Origin of the sequence: Collinsella aerofaciens, assembly GCF_039836695.1 — a bacterium.
GTDB lineage: Bacteria > Actinomycetota > Coriobacteriia > Coriobacteriales > Coriobacteriaceae > Collinsella > Collinsella aerofaciens_BD.
Map to the genome: position 1 here is coordinate 83,928 of NZ_JBDPAC010000007.1, position 22,634 is coordinate 106,561.

Below are 22,634 nucleotides of genomic sequence, written 5' to 3' on the forward strand. Positions count from 1 at the left end.
TCAGTACTCCCTCGATTTGACAGCGGATAGACCGCAGCAGGCCAGAACGGCCAAATAGACCCCCGCATGGCACAGGTCGAGCCTCAGCACGGCGAGTGCGCAGGCCGCAAGGCTAAACACGGCGGTGAGCGCGTAGAATCGCCAGTCATCTACCTTGCGCGCTATGAGGGCGAAGATGAATATGGCCACGGGGATCCAGATGCTCTCGACAGAGCCCCGCGTCAGATAGAAAAGGACGGCGCGCCCGCCCATCGTGGGAGCTATGTTGACGATGATGGAATATGCGGAGAAGGCGCAGGAAGGCAGAAGGGTCGCTGAAGACACCAGCGCCGAGAGGGAGAGCTCCTCCTCATCCGGCCCCATAAGAGAAAGGTTATCCAGCACTCGATATCCTCCAAGGAACTACGGTTGCCATCAGTTGCTCGGGGCCCTGTGGCGACAGCCCGCCACAAGCCCATGGTCGCCTGTGGGCATTCGGCCCCATCAAAAGCGTAAAACGACAACCCGCATGGTGCCGGGCAGTTTGGTGCCACGGGGTGACAGGACCAGTCATGGGTGGCTGCTATCCTGGGTAAAATGCCGTCAGGAATCCGTACACCTATCGGAGTATGCAGATATATGTTGAACAGATTATTCAATTTGCTGACAGGGGCAAATAAAGATCAAAATACTGCCGATAGCCCACATGCGCATGGGTCCCTGAGCCCGGAGCTACAGCGTCATTTCGTTTACAGCTATATCGATCAGGTCAAGTTCGAGCGCGAGGGCTTCGTCCCGAACGGTGTGTATGAGACATCGATCGTCTCTTTCGTGTACAACCATGAGAGGATCGAGGGCAGCTCGCTCACAGAATGGCAGACGAGGACGATTTTCGAAACGAGGGACGCCGTCCTCGCGGACACTACCACCCCGGGAAATGTCCGCGAAACCGCAAACCACACGAAAATGTTCGATTTCCTTTTCGATTCACTGGACAGGGAGCTCACTCCCGAACTCATAAAGGAGATCCACCTACAACTCATGGACGGAGTGATGGACGTACCCGGCCAATGGAAGGTCCTGGGCAACGGGGTTGGAAGCGTCATCACGGCGCGCCCGGAGGAGGTCCCCACGTTAATCGACCGCCTGGTCTCGGAATATAACAAATACGAGCCGTCCCTGGAGAATATCGTCAGGTTCCATGTTCGATTCGAGACGATCCACCCCTTCCCGGACGGTAACGGAAGGGTTGGAAGGGCTATCGCCTTTCGTGAATGCCTGCGCGCCGGACTCGTTCCCTTTATCGTGACGGATGCCTCAAAGGAAACCTATTACACCTCCCTCGATGAGTTTAGGGCGGGGGTAACCACCCCCCTTATATCTTATGCCGAGGCTATGCAGGTCGATTTTGCTTCCACGATAGCGCCCATGCTCGCTGACCGCTCTTTGTCCGATAGCCTACTTGGGAAATTGGGCATAGAGAGGCCTGACTTCAAGGATGACGCCGGCTTCGTCGGTCCTTCCACAAAATCGTTGAAATCCAGCCTCGATTCAGTTGAAAAAACCGGATCTGAGATCAAGTCCGATCATAAGACGCATTGCACTCGTCGGGTTTAGCCTAAAACGATGATGGGACCTTTCTTCCCAAACGGTCCCAAACCCGGCATCAAGGCACGGTTACCGTCGCATTTCAGCGATGATGGGACTGCGACCCCCTATCCCTCAATGATCAGATTCCCAAAAGCGGCTATTTGGCCAGCGTCCGCTATTAACAATCGACAAAGCGGACGGGAACGTCCATGGGCAACGGTCCACGGGTCGTGACCTTGATCGATCCGAAACTCGAATGCAGCACCTTCCGATGGGCGATATCGGCGGGCATGCGAAAACAGTCCTCACAGTCGATATGCACGGTGCAGGTGGGCCATCCTCCGCATGTGACGACGACCAGCTCCCCCACCCCGGGAACGGTCTCGAGGAATTCACGGACCGTCATCTCGCGGCGAGACGAATCTGCACCCGTATTGCAATCAGTTTCAAACATTTATCTGCCTCCGGTTGATCGTTGACGAGGGCGCGTGCGCGCCATTGTGCTCACGTCGCCAATAACCCGACCGGAATTCTGTGGCACCCAGTTTACCACTCGCAACCTCACCGGGCCCGAATCCACCTGAACACTTGTTCCTTGCGGGCAGCGGGGACACCTCCCACGGTAACGTGAAATCGATAGGACTAATAGGCACCGTAGGCGCAAACTGTCACCCCGTGGCACCAAATCGGCAGGCATAGCGCCGACGCCGGCGGTACGTTAGACCATGGGGACGCATGCCAGTAAACGCAGCCAGAAACTCGCGTCCCCTCTCCGGTAACCGAGAGAATGGAGCAGTCATGCGACCTGGAGGAAAGATGAAGGAGTGCGCCGGCAGGCTCTTCCGCCGCATCGGCGCCCGTCTCAAGAAAGGCGCGGCCATCGGCACCGGAGCGGTGCTTATCGCGAGCCAGGTGCTCTCCGTCGTACCGGCACCGACTGCCGCTTATGCTGCATCGTCTGAGACGATTACGCGCGGCGAGCGCGTGAACTACGGCGGCTTCTACATGTACAACTCGACGACCTCGGAGGGCACGCCGGCGATCTGCCTCGACCCGCCCAAACGCCATCCACTGGACGCCTCAACGGCCCAGGCGCAACTACCGATCGAAAGCGACTGGTCAAAGTGCTATACGGGAGGGGGCGGTGAGCAGACCAAGATAGACCGCCTCGACGGTATGGCGAGGGTCCTCTACTACGGCCCCACGGGCCCGGGTTTCGAAGAGGCGAAGGCGAAGGGCCTTTGGAACTTCAACTGGTACGACGGCACGCCCCTGGACTACGGCAAGATGCTCGCCATCCAGCATATCGCGCTCTCGGCGCTTTCCAAGAGCTCCAGCCAGTACGGTATGCAGGGCACGACGGCCGCGTTCCGCAACTGGTGCTACAGGACCATCCTCTACTACAACGGCAATATCAACGCGGGCACATTCCTTGCAAATCTGGACAAGAATTTGCCGGGGCCCGCACCCCAGTCCTTCAAGGATACGATCTACCTTGTCAACTACGGAACCGGTACCCAGTGCCTCATCACCTTCCACAACAAGGGCAAGCTGAAGCTCAAGAAGGCGAGCTCCAACCCCGGCATCTCCGACAACAACCCGTGCTACTCGCTCGAGGGCGCGACCTACGGCGTCTATTCCGATTCCGGTTGCACCCAGCAGGTGGGAACGCTCACCTGCAACGCCTCCGGCGACTCGAACGTAATCGATATCGCCCCTGGCACCTACTACGTCAAGGAGACCAAGGCCGGCAAGTCCTATGCACTTGATGAGGGGATCCATCAGGTGAACGTGTCGGGCGGCCAGACTGCCACCGTGAACGTCACCGATGCGCCCCAGAACGACCCCGCCGACATGCTGGTAGCCAAGGTCGATAGCGAGACAGGCAAGGCCTCCCCGCTCGGCGCCGGCATGCTCGCGGGCGCGGAGTTCACCGTCAAATACTACGACGGATTCTACACCCAGGAGAACTTGCCCGAGAAGGCCACGAGGACCTGGGTTCTGAAAACGGATGAGAATGGCCGCACTTCTCTCGCGCGCGTTACTCTTGATAAAGACAAATATTTTGTTTCCGGCGATAGCTTCTATACGAGTACAAATGGGAACATTACCCTCCCAATTGGCACGGTAACTATCCAGGAGACAAAGGCGCCCAGTGGATATCTTCTTTCGGATAATTCTATTCATATCCAGCAAATTACTCCTAATACAACGACTGAGCGTGTAACCACCTTCGTTGAGCCCAGCGAGGACGCCCCCACCGTGCGCGAGCAGGTGAAGCGCGGTGACATCGCCTTCAACAAGGTGCATGGCGGGGATATGACCGGACTCGCGAACGTCCCGTTCAAGATCACGTCCAAGACCACTGGTGAGAGCCACATCGCGATCACCGATGTGAACGGCATCCTCACGACCGAGGCCTCCGCCTGCCCGCATACCCAGAACACCAACGGCAACGATGCCGCCCTGAACGCCGACGGCACCGTAGACGAGTCGAAACTCTCCATCGACAACGGCCTGTGGTTCTCCGGCTCGAAAGACGCCCAGACCGCAGCAGACGACTCCAAGGGCGCGCTGCCGTATGACACCTACACCTTCGAGGAACTTCGCTGCACAACGAATACCAGCCTCAACCTCGTCAAGTTCGAGGTGACCGTGAGCCGCGACTCCTACACGATCGACCGCGGCACGGTGGACGACAACCCCATCGAAATCGGCACCACCGCGACCGACGGGGCCGACGGGGACCATAAGCTCCTCGCCTCGAACCAGGCCGAAATCGTCGACTCCGTCTCCTACAAGGGCCTTAAAAAGGGCACCGAGTACGAGCTCCGGGGCACCCTCATGGATGCCGAGACCGGAGAGGCCCTGAAGGGTATGGACGGCAAGGAGATCACCGCCACGGCCAAGTTCACCCCCAAGGCATCCAGCGGCAAGCAGAAGGTCAAGTTCAAGTTCGACGCCACGCTTCTCGGTGGCCATAAGGCCGTCGTCTTCGAGAGCCTCTACCTGGACGGTAAGATTCAGGCAACCCATGAGGATCCCGAGGACGAGGACCAGACGGTCGAGTTCCTGCCCGTCGAGATCGGCACAACCGCGACCGATGCGGCGGACGGCGACAAGTCCATCGGCGTCGGCAAGGCCGTAACCGTCGAGGACGAGGTTTCATACAAGAACCTCGCCACGGGCCGTGAGTACACCGTTACCGGAACAATGATGGACGCAGCGACCGGCGAGCCCCTGAAGGATGCAGAAGGCAACACCATAACGGCATCCACGACCTTCGAGCCCGAGGACACCGAGGGCAAGGTGAAGGTGACGTTCTCGGTCGACACCTCGACCCTTTCCAACAAGAAGCTCGTTGTGTTCGAGAAACTCGAGGCGGACGGCAACGTAATCGCCAGCCACGAGGACCTGACCGACGAGGGGCAGACCGTCGAGGTCATCCCGCCCGAGATCAAGACCTCGGCAGCCGATGGCGCGGACGGCGATAAGGAAGTCACCGCCGACGGCAAGGCCACCATCGTCGACACCGTCAAATACACCGGACTCGTCCCGGGCACCGAATACGAACTCCAGGGCACCCTCATGGACGCCGAGACCGGCGAGACGCTGAAGGGCGCAGACGGCAAGGAGATCACCGCCTCGGCCAAGTTCACGCCGCAGGCCCAGGACGGGACCCAAGATGTGACCTTTACCTTCGATGCGAGCGAGCTTGGCGGCGCAAAGACCGTAGTTTTCGAGAAGCTGTTCGTCGACGGTACCCTCATCGGCTCGCACGAGGACACGAACGACCAGGATCAGACGGTCGAGATCTCCCCGAGCCTCAAGACCACCGCGGCCACAATCCAGGGCAGCAAGGTGGTCAAGCCCGAGGACGAGGTCGCAATCGTCGATACCGTCCACCTCAAGGGTCTGCGCCCCGGCCAGAGCTACACCCTCACGGCCTCTATCAACAAGAAGGCAGACGGCACGCAACTCACGCTCACGGATGTGAAGGACGCCTCGACTCTTGCCGGCAACGGCATCCAGAAGGGATCCGATACCGGCACCTCCGGCACAGACCTCTCCAAGGCACTCGTCGACGTCACCGGAACGGGCTCCTTCGTCAACATCCCCGAGGGCGCCAAACTCACCAAGAACGATGACGGGACCTACACGCTCACCGTGCCGGGCGCGACGCAGGATGCGGCCGACATCGTGACGAAGCTGAGTGGCGGCCAGGTGAAACTCGTGTCCTCCGATAAGAGCAACAAGGCCGAGGGCGACAATACGGCAAACGAAACCGAATCGGCCGGTAAGGGCTCCGCGCTTGGCACCTACGAGGTCATCGCAAACGGGCAGGTGCGGTTCACCCCCACCGCCTCGGACCTCGACGTGGACGTTCCCATGGTGTTCAAGGCTTCCGATGTTGCAGGCCAGCAGGCGGTTGTGTTCGAGAGCTTGCAGCGCGATACGGACGGCAAGGAGATCTCCAAGGAGACCGACCTTGAGGACACCGACCAGACCATCGATATCGAGAACACCCCCAAGGGCAAGAACCTCGAGCAGACCGGCAACTGGGTCCTATACGCGGCAATTGCCGCCGGAGTCGCGGCCTGTATCGCCGGAATCTTTCTGATCTTCCACAAGCGTAAGATCTAACGCATATCCGCGATAAAACCTGAAGGGCCCCGCTCAAGATGAGCGGGGCCCTTCTTTGTTACAAAGAGAGGATAACCGTGGGGCATCTCCTATATTTGAATCACAGAAATGCGGTTATGAACGCGGTATATTCAAATGATCGAAAACGCCTACCATGCGGATTCGGCGGTTCCTCTCGCGAATGAAATACACGACCAGGACGTCATCATCGTAGGTATGGGCCTCACGGTGCTTGCCGTCAGAATATGGCGGGTGCACGAGCACATGATCATCCCACCCGCTCTCCTCTATCATGCCGGTGCGTTCGAGTTCGGCGATACAGGCCTTGACAGCATTAACGACCTCAACGTATTCGGCATGAGAGTATTTCGGCTTAAGCGCGGCGAGCGTGTTCCAGAAAGAGCCGGGAACCCTCACTTCGTAGTGGCTCACTGCCCGACCTCCTCGGGACTGATTCCCATTTCCGCAAGGATGTCATCAGGGATCTTCAGGGGGTCATCTCCGGAATCATCCTCGATCAGGCCATACTCCTGGGCCTCCGCGCGCAACATCGCCAGGCGCACATCCTCCGAGTAGAGCCGCCCGGATGGGGATGAGAACAGGCCGTCAAAAGGCGTCCTGCCCGTCTCGGCAACTTGGTTGACCATGATGCGCATCGCATACGGTGTCGTGAGCCCGCTCCTCGCGAATGCCCTATCCGCACGTTCCTTTACATCGTCGGGGACGTTCAGCTGTATCAATGCCATATACATCACCTCACAATATGATAATGACATATTATCACATAAACACAATGCCGTGTAGCATTGAGGGCAGCACTGCTACACGGCATCAACCACCGTATCAATACCCCAATATCATGCGACCGTCCACTGGGTGCGACGAGAAAAGCTCATGCCAAGACGACAAGATATGGCAGGATATCGCGAGCCAGACGCAGGAAAGCACCGAGCAGTACGAAGATCCCGGCTGTCCTATAAAGGTGCGTCCTCTTCCCGAAGTACCCCGGCCGGACTATCAGGAGCAATGCGAAGTATAAACGACCGAATAACGATATGACATGGAGCAATTTCGAACCTGATTCCCAAGAGCCCATCTATCCGCTTCAGACCTATTTCGTGGCACCGCAACCGGAGCAGCGGTAGCCGGTAAGCACCTGCTTGGTTCCGGTTTGCACCTGATATGTCTCCTGGTGCGTTACCGCTTCATGGTGAATGGTTACTTGTGGTGTGAAAATTGAGTAAGAGCACCCAGTAATATCCTGATGGTTAATAGCATCTGCGAGAGAAGTCGTTACATAGCCATCAGAAAATCTAAATTCATCATAGTTTGCATTAACGGTCTCGTCCCATGCATCCTGGTCCACAACAGTACGAGTGCGAGTCTCGTATACGGGGTCGCTGCGGTACTGCGCCTGCCAAGTATGCTCATGGGACGGCTTGTTGGAGGAGCCGGAAGAGGGCTTGGAGTCGGATTTTGACGGCGCGGAGCCGGAGCCCGTGGACGGCTTTGCCGCATCGGCCTTCTTGTCCTCGGCTTTCACGGCGCTATCGGTCGCGGCGTCCTTCTTCTCCTCGACCTTCTCCTTGTCGGCGGCAGGGGCCTTCGACGCGTTGTCCGTGACCTTGTTCACCACGTCCTTGCCGGCATCCCCCGTGAGCGTGCCGTCACCCTTGGAGACCGCCTCGTTCACCTTGTCGAGTACCCTGTCGATGTCGTCCTGGGTCACGTCACCGGCGGGCTTCGTCTCGCCGGTGAACTCGGTGGAGCCGGAGCCCTTCGATTCGCCGGAAACGGCCTGCTCGCCGCCGCCGGCAGGCGTAGTAATGGAGCCATCGGGATTGATGATGGGGATTGCGGTAATCTCCCAAGTGCCCTCGGTCAGCTGCACGCTGTCCTTGCCCTCGATGGCGTCGGGTGCGGAGGTGGCATGAAAGAACTCGACGCCCTTATCGGCGCCGTCGGTGCAGACGTAACGGGTGATGAGGGGCGAGGAGTCGGCAGTCACGCCCTCGGCCTCGATCTTTACGGTCCAATCCACCGCGGGCTCGGTTTTCTCGGAAACCTGTTTCTTGCCGCTGTCGCCATCGGCCTCGATCTTAGTGATCTCGGACTTTGGGGCGAAGACGCCGGTAGCCCAGGCGCCGCCGAACCCGAGCCCCGCGACAACGAGCGCGACCGTCGCGCCGATTGCGACCTTGCGTTTCAGGGACATCTTGCCGCTGCCGTCTCCATCGGGAACGAGGTTCAGGTCCTGGCCCTGGCCGTCTTGATTGTTGAGGTTATTCTCATCCATGATGTTGCCTTTCTCTAATCCCCTATCGGATTCTATTCTATCGTTCGGACATGATGATCTCGGCCACGCGGTCGACCCGGGCACCACCGGCGACCATCTCCAGCATGGTCAGTATGCGGGCCTTCTGCACGGGACCCAGGGAGCGAATTGTCTTCGTCTCGGACAGGCCCAATGCGCGAAGGAGCGTCCTTGCCCCCGCCGACCCCACACCGGGGCAACTTTTAAGGAACGCGAACAGCCTGATTTTGGCCGCGACGTTCCCCTCATCGTTGAGGACATCGGCGGGACTGATCTCCCCCGCCTTGAGGCGTTCCTTGAGGGCAGCACGCTCCCGGCGCACTTCGACAGAGCGTTCTCGGCCCTGGTCCGATATTTGCTTTGAGTAGCGGAATGATTCATTCGGCATGGCACCGTCTCCTTAAATCCCTATCTCGGACTGATGGGCGCCTTTCATAGCGGCGCATTGACGGTGCTAATCACCTTAACTTAAACCACTTATACCCCATGAAGGGCGCAAAAACAAGAAACTAAGCCCTTCTTCCGGTAAGGGGCATCTCTTTTACGGCCGTTGTAGGGCATTTGGATGCGCTTGTCCTGGTGCGGAACCGCATACTCATTCTGAACACCTATTTGAGACCGATCCCATGCCGAATGGGTATAATGAGCGTGCTACGGTGTAGTACGTTGATTGGAGTAGCTATGGCCATGAGTGCGACCGCCATCAGGTTCGACGAGTGTGAGAAGGACTGGATCCAGTCCTATGCGAGCGTCCTCGGCATGTCCTTTTCCGAATTCGTGAGGAGTGCCGCCCTCGAAAAAGTTGAGGAGGCTGCCGACATCAAGGCGTACAACGAGGCGCTGATGGAGGACGATGGCACCCGCTACTCGATGGATGACGTCATGCGTATGGCAATGGAGGCGGAGTGAGCTTCAGCGTCGAGTGGTCAAAGGCAGCGACCAAGCAACTCCTCAACATCCCTAAGAAGCAGCGGCTCATCATCCTGTCCTGGGTTCAAGAACACCTTAACGGATGCGAGGATCCGCGCCGCGCACCGAACGGAAAACAGCTTCAGGGCACCGATTCCGGTTGGCGCTGGCGCGTCGGCGTCTACCGCATACTGGCAAGGATCGAGGACGGGAAAGCCGTCATCGAGGTCGTGAGGGTCGGCCACCGCCAGGGTGTCTACAAGAACATGCCGCGACTGTAAGCCAGAAGAAGTTCCTGTGAGCCAACTTATCGCGATTGCCGCGGGAGAATCTAGTCAACGTCTAACTCGTCCTTAAAGGTGGCGGCCAAGTCACAACCGCCTTTGATAGCGAAGCGCCGAGGGTGTATCTTTTACGGCCGCTGTAGGCATTGGGGCGCTTGTCCTGCTGGGGAAACACAAATTTAATATCGTTTATTCAATTATCCTAGATATAGAAACGACTGTGATTGATACGCCTTTTACGAAGGATGCACAATGATTATATCCCCAAGTAAGATGCAGACACTGAAGGCGGCACCGAATTCCGCCTATGAGGTCATCCTTCTAGAATTCCTCTACCACTCTAACAAGATCGAGGGATCCACCTTCACGCTCGATCAGATCGAGACGCTCTATGCACGGAATAAGGTTACGGGAGACCACGACTTTGACGATATCATTGAGACCAAGAAGTCTTTCAAGATGTTCGATCGAATGGTCGACACGCTCGGAGTCGAGCTGACGCCGGAACTCCTCATTGAATTCGAGACGATTCTTCACAAGGGAACGACCATGGCGGCCAACGGGGAAAGCGGTCATTTCAAGTACATTCCCAACCGTATTGGGAACAGCTCGGTGCAGGTTGCCCTTCCGAGCGACATTCCGACTGCCATACCGGTACTGCTTGCCGAATGGGAGAGCAGCCCAAAGGACTTCGAGTCGATTTCCCGTTTTCACGCAAGGTTCGAGCATCTGCATCCGTTCCAGGACGGCAACGGGCGAATCGGTCGACTCATCATGATGAAGCAGTGCATCGAGAACGGGGTGGACCTTATCGTCATTGACGAAGCGCGTGCGGACGAATACAAGAGTTGGATGGAGATTGCGCAGACTCAAGGTAACTTCCGATTCTTCGATGAAGTCCTGCGGAAGTGCCAATGTTCCTTTGACGCGAGAATGCACGAGATAGGGGCCGATATTCTCATTCAATATACCCCGGAGACGCTCGAGGAGGGAAAACGCTCGATTGATCATTCCACCCCTTCGACCTCGAAAATCCAGGCAGACCTGAAAGCTCTCGAGAATAAGAAACGAGCAGCCGGCGCTCCTTCGAAATCAGGTAGCCCTGTTAGACCAAAACTTGCATAAGGCCACCTTTCATAAATAAATTGAATTGTGCCCGCTGAATCGGTTATCAGATTCAGCGGGCATAACCAGATGAGGCAGATTATTCAATTCAACTAATGCACTATTTCAGAAACTCGTATTCAAACAACTTAGGGACAATCTCCTCGAGGTAGTACTTCTTGTTGAGTTCCTTAAGAGCACGAATCGACCCGTTTAGCGACGGGTAATCATATATACGTCCCTTCTTCCCATTCGATGGTTCACGCCATGTGTTGAGCTCTTCGCCTATCTGATAGAGGCCATACGTGAGCGACCTGTCATATAGGGTCGTTTCCTTCGCTTCCTCCAAGACCCTAGTCCATGCCGTCAGAAGCTCGTTTTCACGCTCGCCGCACTGAAGCCCTTCTAGTGCCGCAGAAGCCACCGTGCTGCGATTTGTAGTGTCAAGGCACAGCTCATTTCTGTAGGCTCTACCATCGCTGCCCTTGAACGACCGCATGTGATTCTGATACTCCATACATGTGAACAGGAGCGTTCTCAACAGCCATTGGTCTAACTTGCCAGCGGTAACGTCCTTCAGGAACCTGTCCGCTCCATCTGCCGACTTCATGATGCGGCCGCGCTCAGTCCAGGATCCGTCATAGGAGATGTAGCGGGACGCGGCGAACATAGGCAGCTTCTGCAGATAGTTGTCGCGACGAAGATAGAAGCCATTGCCATTGAATATGCCGGCCGAGACGAGTATCGAATGAAGGTCGGGGTTGTCGAACCCAAATCCGTCTACGACCATGTAGCCAAGTATGTTCTTATTCCAGCGGGGTTTTAGCCTTTTCTTCTGCGTCGTGGCCTCATCTCCGGTTTTCTGCAGAAGGATTCCGCCGTCGATGTCATCTTCCATTTTGCGCTTGTCGTAGTAACGGGAACTATAGAGCGAATCAATCCTTCTGAAATCCAGCGGAACTGCAGGCCCGAGTTTCCCCTTGATGATATCAAAACCATCTACCGTGAACGAATCGACCGTTGCATCCTCATTTGACCATAGGGCTACGAGTACGCATGAGTGTTTTCTTGCGTGGAAATGGAATCTGTCTCCGGCAAAGCCGTCAATGAAGCGTTTTTTGACGAGCCCCTGGGCCTTCCAGTATTTAACAGGCGAAAAGACAACATAACTGTCGGTCGGCTGCCGGAGATAGTATTCAAACGCAGACCAGATGAAGACGTTACCCATATCGTTGGTTGACGTTCCCGAGATCGACGGATCCTCCTTCGCGGCCTTTCTCATCTGCTCGACGACCCAGCTGGCCTTCCAACCAGATGACGACTTCTTTCCCTCGCCGCGCTTCTGATGCTCCATCGAAGTGGTCTCGGCGAACGGCGGGTTCTCGAACAGGATTATCGTGCAGGACGGGTCATCGACATAACTCCTGATGATAGGATTCTCGACATACTCCCGCGTTAGAGCGTCGGCACCCCTTACATTACCGGCATCGAAGGTGTCCTCAGCCTCGATAGGAGGTATGATGTGGCGAACCTTCGAGCCAATCAGCTCTTGCAACACCTTGTACTCGTAGTATTCCTTTGTCGACACAATGCAATGTGACAGCACGTCTTCAGATAGACCCCGTTCTAGGTTTCCCGTGCCTGCACAGCGATCGATAATGACGTAATCATTTCCTGATGGAACTCGCGAGATGGCTTCCTCCAATAGCTCCCTGGCTCTTTCTGCATAGGGCTCCGGGGTGAAAAAAGCCCCTAGGTCCTTTTTCTGGAGGAAATCGTTCAGACAGTCCATTAGGTAGTCGAACTTGACATTGGTCTGCCCGGTATACGAAATCAAGTATCGGGCAAAAACCTTGGGCTGCCTAATCTCGCCGGTGACCTTATGCTTTCCGGTGCTGTCGCCAATGAAATGTTCTTTACGTGCATCCGGCCTCAGGCGATAGTATTCCTCCGCCCATCCAACGATGCAATTCTCATCTATGTGAGTCTTCGTATAGTTATCGGTTTTCAGCGTCTTTACAAGCCTCTCGGCAGCAAGCTGGTCTGAGTAGTCCAGTCTGTCTGCATACTTGCCAGCCGTGAATCCACTATTGTTCTTGGACGAGGGACCATTGTAGACAGTCTCGATCTGCTCAAGGTAGTCCTTGGAGCAATAGACGTAGGCAACGGACTCCTCGAGCGAGACAATAACAACGCTCGCAGGGACCGGCTTCCCCTTGAGGCGGCGGGCGGAGAGGTACTTGATGCACTGGAATAGAACGGCATTGAGGTCTGTGACGATCAGCTTAAACTCAAGGAGGTTGCCGTTGATGACGCCATCATTATCATCTGCAAGAATTTCGTCCAAATCCAAGTCCGGGTCAACTCTTGGGATAAACGTCTCATAGAACTTGATCTGTCCCTCGCGCTCGGTATCGAATTTGGCCATTAATTATCCTCCCCTGCAAACTCAACAATCCATTCATGCACAAGTGCTGCGATTGTCATTCCCCTATTCATTGCCATAGATTTGAGCCTTTTCTTATCGCCAACGGTTAGTGACAGCGAAAGAGTCGTACGAATTGTGTCATCAAGATTTGTGGAGGAAAGACAAGATCGAAGGGGCTCACCCTGTTGCACCCCTATCCGGCTGTCATTAATTGAGGACGAATCTGGCATGTACAGCTCCTTTGATTAATTAACTAATTATTTAATTATATAGGTGCTTTGAAGATGCCCGATACTAAATGCAAGATTGATTATCCGGACCTTTATTGCTATTAACCGTTTCAGCCGTTGCGTTAGCCCATGGCGCCACACATGACTTAAATAGTCCTTTCGCAAACCAAAACGCTCCGATACCGGTCCCCGCCAATCGCTGAAGAGCATGTCACCAACGTGACGACAGAGTCGGAACCAGCGGAATCCGACTTCGCGCTAGCGTGCTCGGCCAATGAAGTTTGCCAGGCCTTGAAGTCTGACTCTCCGGCAAAGTCAAACCGTAGAAGCAGATCAAAGCTTTTAGGCACCCTCATGCCAAACAGAGGCCTATAGCGAACGGTATTGCCATTTACATTCGTGAATGCCACGGCTCCAATATTTGCAAAACAATCCGTCCGATAACAATTCTGGAGCTCGGTAAAGCCTAGAGTTCCATATCCCATGTTATGAGCGTACACGAGCATGTTTGAACTTGATGGCGATGAGCCTTCAGCTATAAACGGACAACCGGAGAATGACGGTAGGCGATCGAAACCGTGATTGAGGTAGAAACCGTTAGGGTCACCCTGGCGGCATGAGACAACGGGCGTTCAGATCGAGGTCCCTTCGACTGTAAGCCAACCGACATAGTCCGGGTTCTCATCTTTTAGAGACACGCCGCCGTCTGCTTGCGCTTTCTGCTCAGCCGCATTTGCGATCGCAGCCTCTCTAACGACCTCGGTACCCAGGCATATGAAGATAAGCACTGAGGCAACAAGAACACCAACCGTCAATTTCACGGCAGTGGAACTTCTGGTACCAGATGCAACGCGCTCACAATTCCGATCGAAACGCCTTTTCGCAATTTCGCTAAACGGACCTACGAGGGGAATCATCCCTGCTTCTCCTTAAGATGCTCCTTAACGCCCGGCCATTTCATGGCCTTTTCAGGCGAATATTCTTCATGCTCATGAAAGCGCTTGACCTGAAAACCGCAACCGGACGCAATCACAAATGAACCGCTTCTATATTCCCAGCTATTGGATTCACAGACGATGGACTTACCGGACTTAGACACCTTCAGCGCGCGCCCACACAGCGGGCAGACTCCGTATTTCCTTAGATTCGTCTCCTGGGCGCGCCTCTTGGCGCACTCGATGAGTATCGTCGCATCCCTCTTGGTAAGGTCATCGTAATTTAGGTCACCTGCAGAATCACCCAAAAGCCTCCTGATAAAAGCCAACTGCGGCTCTGAAGCGGGGTCCTCGGCCCATTTTGCCGCGCGCTCGCGGTCCCAAAGGGCCCTATCGTGCGAGGTCTCATAATTCGATTCAAGCCACAGGAGTATGTCCTGCTCGGCAACATCAAGCGACCTATAATACCTGCGCTGGGTCTCCCCCAGTCTCGTAAGATCCGCGGTGCAACAGTCGAGAAGGTCAGGCTTGTATAGCGTGACCTGCCACCCCCTGTCGGATGCACCGGGACCGGCGATATTCCGATCGCCGTTGTAGTGCACGACCCACGCGATGGACCCAGTGGAAGAGAGCACGTTGACCTTGCGCGACGTAAGCACCCAACCGGATGGACAATCCTCCACTTCCTCGACTCTTCTTCCCAAATCGAGAAGCGAGCCATCGAGTTGCTTCCTGCCAACCCTGTCGGGAAAATCACTTTCATTGAGTCCAAATAAAGTTGGCGGTGTGCAGATGCTCTTATCGTCAGAAACGCCCAAGCAGTCGATAAGCCTGAGGGACTTCTTTTCATAGCCGGTTACGGGGTCGGTGTAGAGTCTCAGCCCTCGCCCGACCATCTGCGTGTAGAGCGATGGGTTCTTCGTCGGTCGGGCCAACAATACGGTTTCAATGAGTGGCATGTCCGTGCCTTCGGTAAAAACGCCGTAGTTGATGAGGCATGGAATCTCTCGCGCCGTGAACGCGTCAATGATCTGTCGGCGCTCATCTTCCGGTGTGTTTCCATCGACAACCACGGAGCCGGGAATGAGCTCGGCCAGCGAGTAGGCATGGTGCACGCTCGAAGCGAAGATGAGTGTCTGGCCTATATGGAGTTCTTTATATGCAGCCGCGACCTGCCGGTTCGTCTCAGGGCGGTCAACGCGCTTTGCAAGCTCTCCTACCCGGAAATCGCCCATTCCGGTTCGGACGCCCTTCGTCGACCAGTCCACGATGGTTCTACGGCAGTCGATATCGCATAGATAGCCATTGGAGATTCCCCAGCGCAGATCTTTCTGAAAGACGATATCGTCGAAAACCGCCCCGAGGCCTCGATCGTCTCCCCTCCTCGGCGTCGCGGTGAACCCGATGTGGAGGCGCGGCCTCAAGTAGTCATAGATCTTTCGATAAGACGGCGCTAGGGCATGGTGCGCCTCATCGGTGATAACCATATCGAATTCGCCAGGCTCAAAGTCTCTCTCGAGTCGATTTGCGAGCGTCTGGACAGAAGCCGAGACAACCTCCTCGCCATGCGAGTGCCGTTCGGCCTTTTCGATGCCTACCGGGCAGCTGTAGTACTTAACCGGCTGGGTAACCAGTTCCTCGCGGTGTGAAAGCAGAAGGACCCTACCCTTCCGGGCGATCCTGCTAAAAGTTACGGTTTTACCGAGCCCCGTTGCCATCTGCACGAGATGCGACCCGCTCTCGAGGGAGTCGCAGATATCCACACACTCCTGCTGATAGTCCCTGAGGACAATCTCATCGGGTGCCATCACTCCAGCCTTCCTCAACGGTAAGCCCTTCCACACCGGCCGCCAATCCGTTGACGAGCGCGGCGTGCGCGGCGGGTCCCATCGCAAGAACCTTTTCGATGAGTTTCTGGATGTTTCTGAAATACCAATCCTCGTTCATCAAGCAGGCGTCATCGTTGAAGCCCAGGCGGTCTGGCAGCGTGATAGATAGACCGCAATCGAAATCAGATAGAGGGTCGCGCGTGAGAAGGGCAAGACCATGGGACTCGACGAGAAGGGCCCTCGCCAGGTCGTCCGAGCTCACTACAAGCATCCTGTCACACAGCTCGCGATACTCGTCATTGTCACCCCCGGGCATCTTATAGCTCCTATCGAGATATATGCCGCTGTCGGGATTGGAGATATCGAGGTACTCACGCTGGAGAGCGACGCCCGATTCAAAAGACGGATCTGGCATATGCACCTCGTCGATACATCCCGTCTCGTAGTAAATCCTCAATGAAGAAGTGTTCATCTTTAAACCGTGTTCTTTCTCTCGGAAACCGTTCCGGCTTCGGGACGGACGTAAACCGAAGGCATTTGCGATTTCGCCGCCTTCTTGATGCTCTCGATACGGTCACTGCCCTCCTGAAGAATGCGCCTTGAGACGGCCGACTCCAATGCGGCCGCGACAGCGATCAAGTCTCTTGTCTGGATGGAAGTCGGGACGCTGAGTCTCCGCCTGTTTGACCTTCTTAGAAACTCGCCGACCGAGGGGACTCCTCTTAGGTCCCTCACTGTCCTAGCTCCAATAAAACCCTCGATTGCCGCGAGAGACTCATTTAGAGACTCGGCGTCAGCTCGCGCCCTATCGAGCGACACGGAGAGCTCACCCAGCCTATCTCTCAGCCCGCCTAGGATTAACCGCGCTTCGACGGCATAGCGCTCAGCCTCCGATGTATCGGCAGACATCTTTGATAATGCCGCGCTGCAGAAAGCGGTATCGTTATCAATTTGGGATAAAAGAGCGTTTCTCTCCTTCCTGTCAGCCGGCGAAAAAGAAATTGACGACTCCAGCTCGGCAAGTCTTACCCTGGCAGACGAGATCTTTTCCGAGCGTTCGAGAACTTCCTCCGCAATGGATATCGATGACTCGATCTCATGGACCTCATGCTCCATAGCCTCGACCTTGAGCATCTGAGACCTGAAGGCACCCTCGACCTCCGAGACGCTGCTATACCCATTTGCGGAAATGACGGACAAGGCTTTGACCCCGGCGCTAATTGCGCCGATGCCGGCGCGCTTCGATTTGGATGCAATCCTCCACTTAAGCGCATTGTCAAAACCCTTATCTCGCGGAGTGTAGCCAAGACTCTTTGCCTTTGCCTCATTCAGTTTGCGGCTGGAGATTCGTGATTCGATATTCCCGGCTACAACATCAACAGGTATTCCCAGCCGGGCACGAATGCCGAACTCGTCGTAATTTGAACCGAGTGAAGACGCAAGTACCTTCTTGTCATGCCCGCCGCTATCGGGATGCCTATAACCGATACCCCTGCGACTCCATTCGACAGTAAAGCCATCGGCCTCGAACCTCTCTACGAACTCATCCCAGTTGGAGCTGTTTGCGATTGACCTGTCTATCGCATCTCTGATTTCCGCAACCCAGCTTCGGCCTCCACGGCGCCTAAGTGAGCGCTCGGCCGCACTCATGCGAACTGACTGAATCGTAGGGGCCTGCCGTCCCTCACGTACTGCTGCGCGCCAATCAGCAAGGTCGGGAAAGTAATTCATTCCATGCTCCTCACCGATCTTTTGAGCCTGATGGTCGAGCATGTCGCTATCCTCAGGTGAAATCTGAACTTTGAGACCCGTGGACGCATTTACAGCATTGAGAATTATGTGGGCGTGCATGACGCCACTTGCGTTGTCGTCGTGTACGGACCAGATCCACTGCCAGCCCCGATCGGCAGGCCAAACCCTCTCACACCATTCCTGGGCGAGTTGGCCAACCTCCTCTGCCGACGCGCGGTCCCTGGGGTCCGGCGACAAAACCCACTGATAGTAGTTTCTCCAGATAAGATCTGGATTTGATTTCCTTTTCTTCTCAAACCACTCTGGGGGCTTATCCTTGCCGAATCTCTTTCTCGTCGCATCCATCACCTTATGCCATCCGTAGGGGGTGTCGGGCAGACCTGGAGAGTGGCCGAACGCCATGGAGCGCGAGGCGGACTTATCTCCGGCAAGGTACTTTTCCATTCTCTCTTCATGGTCTTCGGCGCTTCGATGCCCAAATGAAAGGTAGTCATCGACCTGTTTACAGCTGCCCCCACCACCCGAAAGCGTCTTAAGAAAGGGCATTACGCCTCCTTTCAGTCGGATACTCAGCCTCGATTGCACGCGAGAGACGCTCGCAGGCATCCATCAGACGCGGCTCGACGGCATCGATTGCCGCGAATATGGCCATAGACAGCCTTCTCGCTTCGGCGGCGCGCGACTGTCCCGCTATCGCCCTTGCGTTTAAATTGAGCTCAGACAGCTGCGTCGAAATAGTAAAGAGCTCGTCCCAGATATCCCTTAAGGTCGATCCTGATGAGGCATTGGTCTCGTAAAGCGCCTTGTACAGAATGTACTCAGTGACGCTCATGTTGAGGCTGTTTGCCATTGCACGAATGGCCTCCGCTTCCTCAACGGTGCTCCTGGCTTCTATACGGGCCTTTTTTGGCTTTTTCTCACGGGACAATTCACCCATGCGCCGACTCCTAACTCATGCTTTAACAAGCGTAGAGCAGCGACACGTACCGTGCCGTACAACTTGGTGACATGCGGTGCCAATGTTTTTGCAGGTGAATGCCTGTGGCATTGCCGAGCTATGACATTACCGAACTACAAACAAACTGAAATAACGAACAATGCAATAAGCGAACTACGGAACAACGTAAGAGCCGAATAGCGTAACTACGTAACTAAGCAACAACGTAATAAAGGAACAATTGAAATTCGGAAAGTGGGAAACGTTTGCCACAGTCAGCCGAAACGTCGAGTAATGTCCTCGACCTAAAGAGGTCATCGCTATTCAGAATTCCGGCTCGATTAACACAAGGAACCAGCCTTTCTATCAAAATCCATCCGAGCGTTTCTCGACGAGCTTGTGGGTCACGTCTTGCTTAAGAGCTCAAGGCAAGATGGGTCGCTGGAATCGATTACGGACATCCCATTTTGTTCAATTACGGTGCATTGTCTCGTACATACCGAAAAGGCGAATAACGTCAAGGGTGAACAACCGAACTGTGACATAGCTGCATAACGTAACAATGAGATAACGTAACTACGTAACAATGCAACTTCAACATATCGATACTGTTGAGCATTCAAAGAAAGGGAATCTAGTCGCACCCGCCAGCACACCCTAGACAATGCCCGTTGGCAAAACAGACACCATCGACCGCGCCCCCGCCTAAACGATCCGGGGAACTAGGCCTTGGTTTAAACAGGCTTAGTGATTCGTTAGCCTTATGACCCCTGTTTGGCTGACAAGTAATGAGGCGAATAGCGGCAGGATCGAAGTCCGGCCCATCTGTCCGGCACTGCACAGCGTCCTGCGAGTTCGAGAACGAATGTGCCGCGCTCAAAATTGATTGACGAGCGATGTCTTTCCAAATCAACGAAAAGAAGGTGTTGGGTAATAGCTCATTAACGTCAAGAAGTAACTGTGCAATAACGCAACTACATAACCACAAAACAACGTAGTAAGGGAACAATTGAAATACGGAAGCTGGGGAAGGCTTGCCACAGCCAAGAGCGACGCTGGGTAGCCCCCTTCATCTAAAACGGTCATCGCTATTCAGAGTTACAGCTCGATCGACACAATGAACCAGTCTATCTATCGGAATTCATCCGGAGCTTCTCGATGAGCCCACGCCACACGTATTGCCTAAGAGTTCAAGGTAAGACGGGTGGCTGGAGCCGATTGCGGATATCTCGTTTGGGCCATTTACAGCGCATTGTTACGTACAAGTCGAAAAGGTGAATAACGTAAAAGGCGAACAGCTTTATTGTGCAATAGCTGCATAACTGAACTACGTAACCTAGTAACAACGAAATATCGGAACAACGTTACCATGCAGTTGCAACAAGACGGCACTATTGGACATTCAAAGAATGTAAGTTCCGGTCGCACCCGCCCAAAACCTTAGCCAATGTCCTTCGCCAAGAACGACCAGCAGCGACCCTGGGCTCCTGCCTGAACGTACCAGTGAAACTAAGCCGTGAGTCAAATTGACTAACCGTCTCCCGTCGGTCTAATGACTCCAATTTGGCTATCAAGTAATGAGGTGAATAACGACAGGATCGGAGTCCGGTCCATCCATCCGGCGCTATTGCGGCGCCTTTCGAATGCGAAGCCGAACTTGCCGTGCTCATTATTGATTGACGACCGGCGATTTTTCCAAATCATCGAAATGAAAATATTGGCAATCAACTCATTGACGTTAAAACGTGACAGTAGAGAAGCTGAAAAACGAAAAGAGTGAACTGCTTAACTATGCAATAGCGTAATTGCGGCAAAGAGCAACTACGAAGTAATGCAACTATGTAAGACCGAAACTACGTAACGCCGTAGGCGCCGGGTTTTAGGGCAGAGCCCTAGCAAGCGCCGCCCTTGGCGGCGGTACGCTACCGGGCAAAACGCAGTTTTGTACGGCAGCGTACGACACTTGCGGACAAAATTCAGGACCGAACGGTACGATGTTCAATAGTTCTGCTATTCAGTAGTTTCGTGGTTCGCATTTTACGGTTTGCTGCCTTTACGCTATTGCAACTTGTCGTTATTACGTAATTCTGTAGTTCGCTTTTCCCATTGTTCATGTATTCACCTTTTCCATATTTCAGTAGTTCGTCTAACGATCGAACTGGCAATGGGGCCCGGCGATAAATGGTTTCCCATTCGATACCGGAGCCCCATTGTCCTTTAGATCGAGTTAAATAGAAAAATGCCGGGGCCGTCTTTTGGCGGCCCCGGCATTTCGTCTTATGCCGATGCGGCGGTCACTCTGTCGCCTCTGCCGAACCCATAACCGGATTCATAGCCGTCGGCTTTGACATAAGGATCGCTAGTAGTCCTGACTTTAATCTTGGTCGTCCTCAAGCCGATCCCATCCATGTGACGGTTGACGGATTCGGGGACGACGATCGCGAGCGCCATGGACTCGTCATTGCTGACCTGCTCCGCATAGGCTCGCTTGAGACCGGAGATGAAGCCAAGCATCCACGTTCCCTTTACGCCCTTCTGACGTGAGACATTCCCGTACCCCATGGCCTTCATTCGCGCGGAATAGGTCCTGAAGCAGTTCTAGGCCGCATTGGCGCTCGCCCTAAAGCAGCACGAGGCGACAACGGAATCCTCGCCCTCACCGACGAACACGACAGTCCTTCCATTGTTGCTATATGACGTGTAGGCCCTGCACCTGTAGTTCGCTGCAACAACAAGTGCAAGGGTTTTCTTCCACTCGGGAATTCGACGGCCGAGATCGCAAACCTCCTCACCGACTTCTGCCGGTGAATCGTCCAGATTGATGTCCTCCAACTTAAGGTTGTTCGCAACGAGGAGCCTCTGGAGCGCCAACGAGGCGGCACGCGCTTCGCCTTCGGTCGCGGCCCCGTCGATGAGGGCGACGATCTTCCTGATCTTCTCGTCGATGATCTTCATGGTTCTCTCCTTTGGAGTGGGGCGAGGGCTCGCAGGCCCCCGCCATTGGCTGTTCTTGAAATTAGGCGGCGCCGGAGCGCTCCCCCTGGGCGGTGGCCGGGGGAATAAAGGCCGGGACGGCGACCGTCCCGGCATTGGATCTATTTGATTTGGCTGATATGGAACGTGGGGACACCCCAGTCGTTGACGTTGATGAACAGCTGGAACCTCTGGTCGGCATAGGTCAGATCGATGAACATGCTGCCGTTCGAGCACTCAACGCCACCGTCCGGGAAACTGGCGACGAGCATGTCCTTCTCGGTGTGCAGCCCGGACTCAAGCCACCTCTCGCCGTCCTCTCCGCTCCACTTGAAATAGCTTTTGACGCAATGGGGGCCGATCGCCTCAAACGGCTCTTCCGTCCAAGACCCGATTTTGTCCCATTCGTACTCGATATCGAAGGAATAGGGGTAGAAATCATCCTTGGAGTGGACAGCGGAAAACCCGAGTTCAGACATCGCCTTGCAGAACTCGAACGACTCATGGTCGGGGTAATCCTTCTCGATGCCCTTGAAATTCGCGCTAGCAGGGATCTTCTTCAACGCCTTTACGGCGGCTTCGAGCTCCTCCTTGGACGCAAACTTAATTTCGCCGGTACCCCATGCGTAGTAGCCCATCTGTCTCCTCCTAACCGCACGGCGTCGGCACCGCCCCTTGCGTGTGCACCTCACGACCCCGCCGCGCGTCGCTTTAGCTCCGGCGAAA

General features: G+C 55.1%; 20 protein-coding genes. 5 read left to right on the top strand and 15 right to left on the bottom strand.

All coding sequences use genetic code 11. The annotated features are described in order from the left end of the window. Window positions 1-384 carry a hypothetical protein gene (locus ABG996_RS05110; protein ID WP_347478813.1) on the bottom strand — a complete coding sequence of 128 codons (384 nt, stop codon included), beginning with the start codon at window positions 382-384 and terminating at the stop codon, window positions 1-3. Between the two features lie 234 nt (window positions 385-618). Between ABG996_RS05110 and ABG996_RS05115 the strand changes: the two genes are divergently transcribed. Further along, on the top strand, window positions 619-1,596 hold the full coding sequence (locus ABG996_RS05115; protein WP_347478815.1) for a Fic family protein: 978 nt from the start codon (window positions 619-621) through the stop codon (window positions 1,594-1,596). Between the two features lie 151 nt (window positions 1,597-1,747). Here ABG996_RS05115 and ABG996_RS05120 read toward each other — a convergent pair whose 3' ends face one another. Further along, window positions 1,748-2,023 (bottom strand): hypothetical protein, encoded by a 276-nt coding sequence (locus ABG996_RS05120; protein WP_347478817.1) that lies wholly within the window; start codon window positions 2,021-2,023, stop codon window positions 1,748-1,750. A 344-nt stretch (window positions 2,024-2,367) separates the two neighbouring features. Between ABG996_RS05120 and ABG996_RS05125 the strand changes: the two genes are divergently transcribed. Continuing rightward, entirely contained in the window at window positions 2,368-6,213 is a 3,846-nt protein-coding gene (locus ABG996_RS05125) for a VaFE repeat-containing surface-anchored protein (protein ID WP_347478818.1), read from the top strand. Window positions 6,214-6,327: 114 nt separating this feature from the next. Here ABG996_RS05125 and ABG996_RS05130 read toward each other — a convergent pair whose 3' ends face one another. The 4 genes from ABG996_RS05130 to mihF form a co-directional block, all read right to left on the bottom strand. Then, complete coding sequence (locus tag ABG996_RS05130; protein WP_347478820.1) at window positions 6,328-6,645, bottom strand: hypothetical protein; 318 nt, start codon at window positions 6,643-6,645, stop codon at window positions 6,328-6,330. Further along, complete coding sequence (locus ABG996_RS05135) at window positions 6,642-6,959, bottom strand: type II toxin-antitoxin system RelB/DinJ family antitoxin (protein WP_347478821.1); 318 nt, start codon at window positions 6,957-6,959, stop codon at window positions 6,642-6,644. Before ABG996_RS05135 ends, ABG996_RS05130 begins: the two co-directional genes overlap by 4 nt. A gap of 365 nt (window positions 6,960-7,324) precedes the next feature. Continuing rightward, window positions 7,325-8,509 carry a hypothetical protein gene (locus ABG996_RS05140; protein ID WP_347478823.1) on the bottom strand — a complete coding sequence of 395 codons (1,185 nt, stop codon included), beginning with the start codon at window positions 8,507-8,509 and terminating at the stop codon, window positions 7,325-7,327. A 37-nt stretch (window positions 8,510-8,546) separates the two neighbouring features. Continuing rightward, window positions 8,547-8,915 (bottom strand): integration host factor, actinobacterial type, encoded by a 369-nt coding sequence (gene mihF / locus ABG996_RS05145; protein WP_347478825.1) that lies wholly within the window; start codon window positions 8,913-8,915, stop codon window positions 8,547-8,549. 299 nt (window positions 8,916-9,214) lie between these two features. Between mihF and relB the strand changes: the two genes are divergently transcribed. From relB to ABG996_RS05160, 3 genes are all read left to right on the top strand, one after another. Beyond that, window positions 9,215-9,436 carry a type II toxin-antitoxin system RelB family antitoxin gene (relB, locus tag ABG996_RS05150; RefSeq protein ID WP_347478826.1) on the top strand — a complete coding sequence of 74 codons (222 nt, stop codon included), beginning with the start codon at window positions 9,215-9,217 and terminating at the stop codon, window positions 9,434-9,436. Beyond that, window positions 9,433-9,717, top strand: coding sequence for a type II toxin-antitoxin system RelE family toxin (locus ABG996_RS05155; protein WP_347478828.1), 285 nt, complete (start codon window positions 9,433-9,435; stop codon window positions 9,715-9,717). The genes relB and ABG996_RS05155 overlap by 4 nt, the downstream gene beginning before the upstream one ends. A 255-nt stretch (window positions 9,718-9,972) precedes the next feature. Continuing rightward, a complete protein-coding gene (locus ABG996_RS05160; protein ID WP_347478829.1) occupies window positions 9,973-10,845 on the top strand; it encodes a Fic family protein in 873 nt (290 codons plus the stop codon). Between the two features lie 100 nt (window positions 10,846-10,945). On the opposite strand, the gene ABG996_RS05165 is transcribed toward ABG996_RS05160, so the two are convergent. From ABG996_RS05165 to ABG996_RS05205, 9 genes are all read right to left on the bottom strand, one after another. After that, entirely contained in the window at window positions 10,946-13,252 is a 2,307-nt protein-coding gene (locus ABG996_RS05165; protein ID WP_347478831.1) for a hypothetical protein, read from the bottom strand. Further along, on the bottom strand, window positions 13,252-13,482 hold the full coding sequence (locus ABG996_RS05170; protein WP_347478833.1) for a hypothetical protein: 231 nt from the start codon (window positions 13,480-13,482) through the stop codon (window positions 13,252-13,254). The genes ABG996_RS05165 and ABG996_RS05170 overlap by 1 nt, the downstream gene beginning before the upstream one ends. Before the next feature lie 913 nt (window positions 13,483-14,395). Continuing rightward, a complete protein-coding gene (locus ABG996_RS05175; RefSeq protein ID WP_347478835.1) occupies window positions 14,396-16,225 on the bottom strand; it encodes a DEAD/DEAH box helicase in 1,830 nt (609 codons plus the stop codon). Then, a complete protein-coding gene (locus tag ABG996_RS05180) occupies window positions 16,212-16,718 on the bottom strand; it encodes a hypothetical protein (protein ID WP_347478837.1) in 507 nt (168 codons plus the stop codon). The genes ABG996_RS05175 and ABG996_RS05180 overlap by 14 nt, the downstream gene beginning before the upstream one ends. Window positions 16,719-16,720: 2 nt before the next feature. Continuing rightward, window positions 16,721-18,544, bottom strand: coding sequence for a relaxase/mobilization nuclease domain-containing protein (locus ABG996_RS05185; protein ID WP_347478839.1), 1,824 nt, complete (start codon window positions 18,542-18,544; stop codon window positions 16,721-16,723). Beyond that, window positions 18,531-18,935: a plasmid mobilization protein gene (locus ABG996_RS05190; RefSeq protein ID WP_347478841.1), complete on the bottom strand. Its 405-nt coding sequence runs from the start codon at window positions 18,933-18,935 to the stop codon at window positions 18,531-18,533. Before ABG996_RS05190 ends, ABG996_RS05185 begins: the two co-directional genes overlap by 14 nt. 2,277 nt (window positions 18,936-21,212) lie before the next feature. Next, window positions 21,213-21,449 (bottom strand): hypothetical protein, encoded by a 237-nt coding sequence (locus ABG996_RS05195; protein ID WP_347478842.1) that lies wholly within the window; start codon window positions 21,447-21,449, stop codon window positions 21,213-21,215. An 84-nt stretch (window positions 21,450-21,533) separates the two neighbouring features. Continuing rightward, window positions 21,534-21,890, bottom strand: a complete 357-nt coding sequence (locus ABG996_RS05200) for a DUF2786 domain-containing protein (protein ID WP_347478844.1) — start codon at window positions 21,888-21,890, stop codon at window positions 21,534-21,536. 140 nt (window positions 21,891-22,030) lie between these two features. Then, complete coding sequence (locus tag ABG996_RS05205; protein WP_347478846.1) at window positions 22,031-22,546, bottom strand: hypothetical protein; 516 nt, start codon at window positions 22,544-22,546, stop codon at window positions 22,031-22,033. Window positions 22,547-22,634 lie beyond the last annotated feature (88 nt).

Bases quoted from the DNA above. Each gene is read 5' to 3' on its own strand.
- ABG996_RS05165 (WP_347478831.1), bottom strand. From the start codon at position 13,252: ATGGCCAAATTCGATACCGAGCGCGAGGGACAGATCAAGTTCTATGAG.
- ABG996_RS05140 (WP_347478823.1), bottom strand. From the start codon at position 8,509: ATGGATGAGAATAACCTCAACAATCAAGACGGCCAGGGCCAGGACCTG.
- ABG996_RS05190 (WP_347478841.1), bottom strand. From the start codon at position 18,935: ATGGGTGAATTGTCCCGTGAGAAAAAGCCAAAAAAGGCCCGTATAGAA.
- ABG996_RS05135 (WP_347478821.1), bottom strand. From the start codon at position 6,959: ATGGCATTGATACAGCTGAACGTCCCCGACGATGTAAAGGAACGTGCG.
- ABG996_RS05170 (WP_347478833.1), bottom strand. From the start codon at position 13,482: ATGCCAGATTCGTCCTCAATTAATGACAGCCGGATAGGGGTGCAACAG.
- ABG996_RS05160 (WP_347478829.1), top strand. From the start codon at position 9,973: ATGATTATATCCCCAAGTAAGATGCAGACACTGAAGGCGGCACCGAAT.
- ABG996_RS05115 (WP_347478815.1), top strand. From the start codon at position 619: ATGTTGAACAGATTATTCAATTTGCTGACAGGGGCAAATAAAGATCAA.
- ABG996_RS05205 (WP_347478846.1), bottom strand. From the start codon at position 22,546: ATGGGCTACTACGCATGGGGTACCGGCGAAATTAAGTTTGCGTCCAAG.
- relB (WP_347478826.1), top strand. From the start codon at position 9,215: ATGAGTGCGACCGCCATCAGGTTCGACGAGTGTGAGAAGGACTGGATC.
- ABG996_RS05175 (WP_347478835.1), bottom strand. From the start codon at position 16,225: ATGGCACCCGATGAGATTGTCCTCAGGGACTATCAGCAGGAGTGTGTG.
- ABG996_RS05185 (WP_347478839.1), bottom strand. From the start codon at position 18,544: ATGCCCTTTCTTAAGACGCTTTCGGGTGGTGGGGGCAGCTGTAAACAG.
- ABG996_RS05125 (WP_347478818.1), top strand. From the start codon at position 2,368: ATGCGACCTGGAGGAAAGATGAAGGAGTGCGCCGGCAGGCTCTTCCGC.
- mihF (WP_347478825.1), bottom strand. From the start codon at position 8,915: ATGCCGAATGAATCATTCCGCTACTCAAAGCAAATATCGGACCAGGGC.
- ABG996_RS05195 (WP_347478842.1), bottom strand. From the start codon at position 21,449: ATGCTTGGCTTCATCTCCGGTCTCAAGCGAGCCTATGCGGAGCAGGTC.
- ABG996_RS05200 (WP_347478844.1), bottom strand. From the start codon at position 21,890: ATGAAGATCATCGACGAGAAGATCAGGAAGATCGTCGCCCTCATCGAC.
- ABG996_RS05120 (WP_347478817.1), bottom strand. From the start codon at position 2,023: ATGTTTGAAACTGATTGCAATACGGGTGCAGATTCGTCTCGCCGCGAG.
- ABG996_RS05180 (WP_347478837.1), bottom strand. From the start codon at position 16,718: ATGAACACTTCTTCATTGAGGATTTACTACGAGACGGGATGTATCGAC.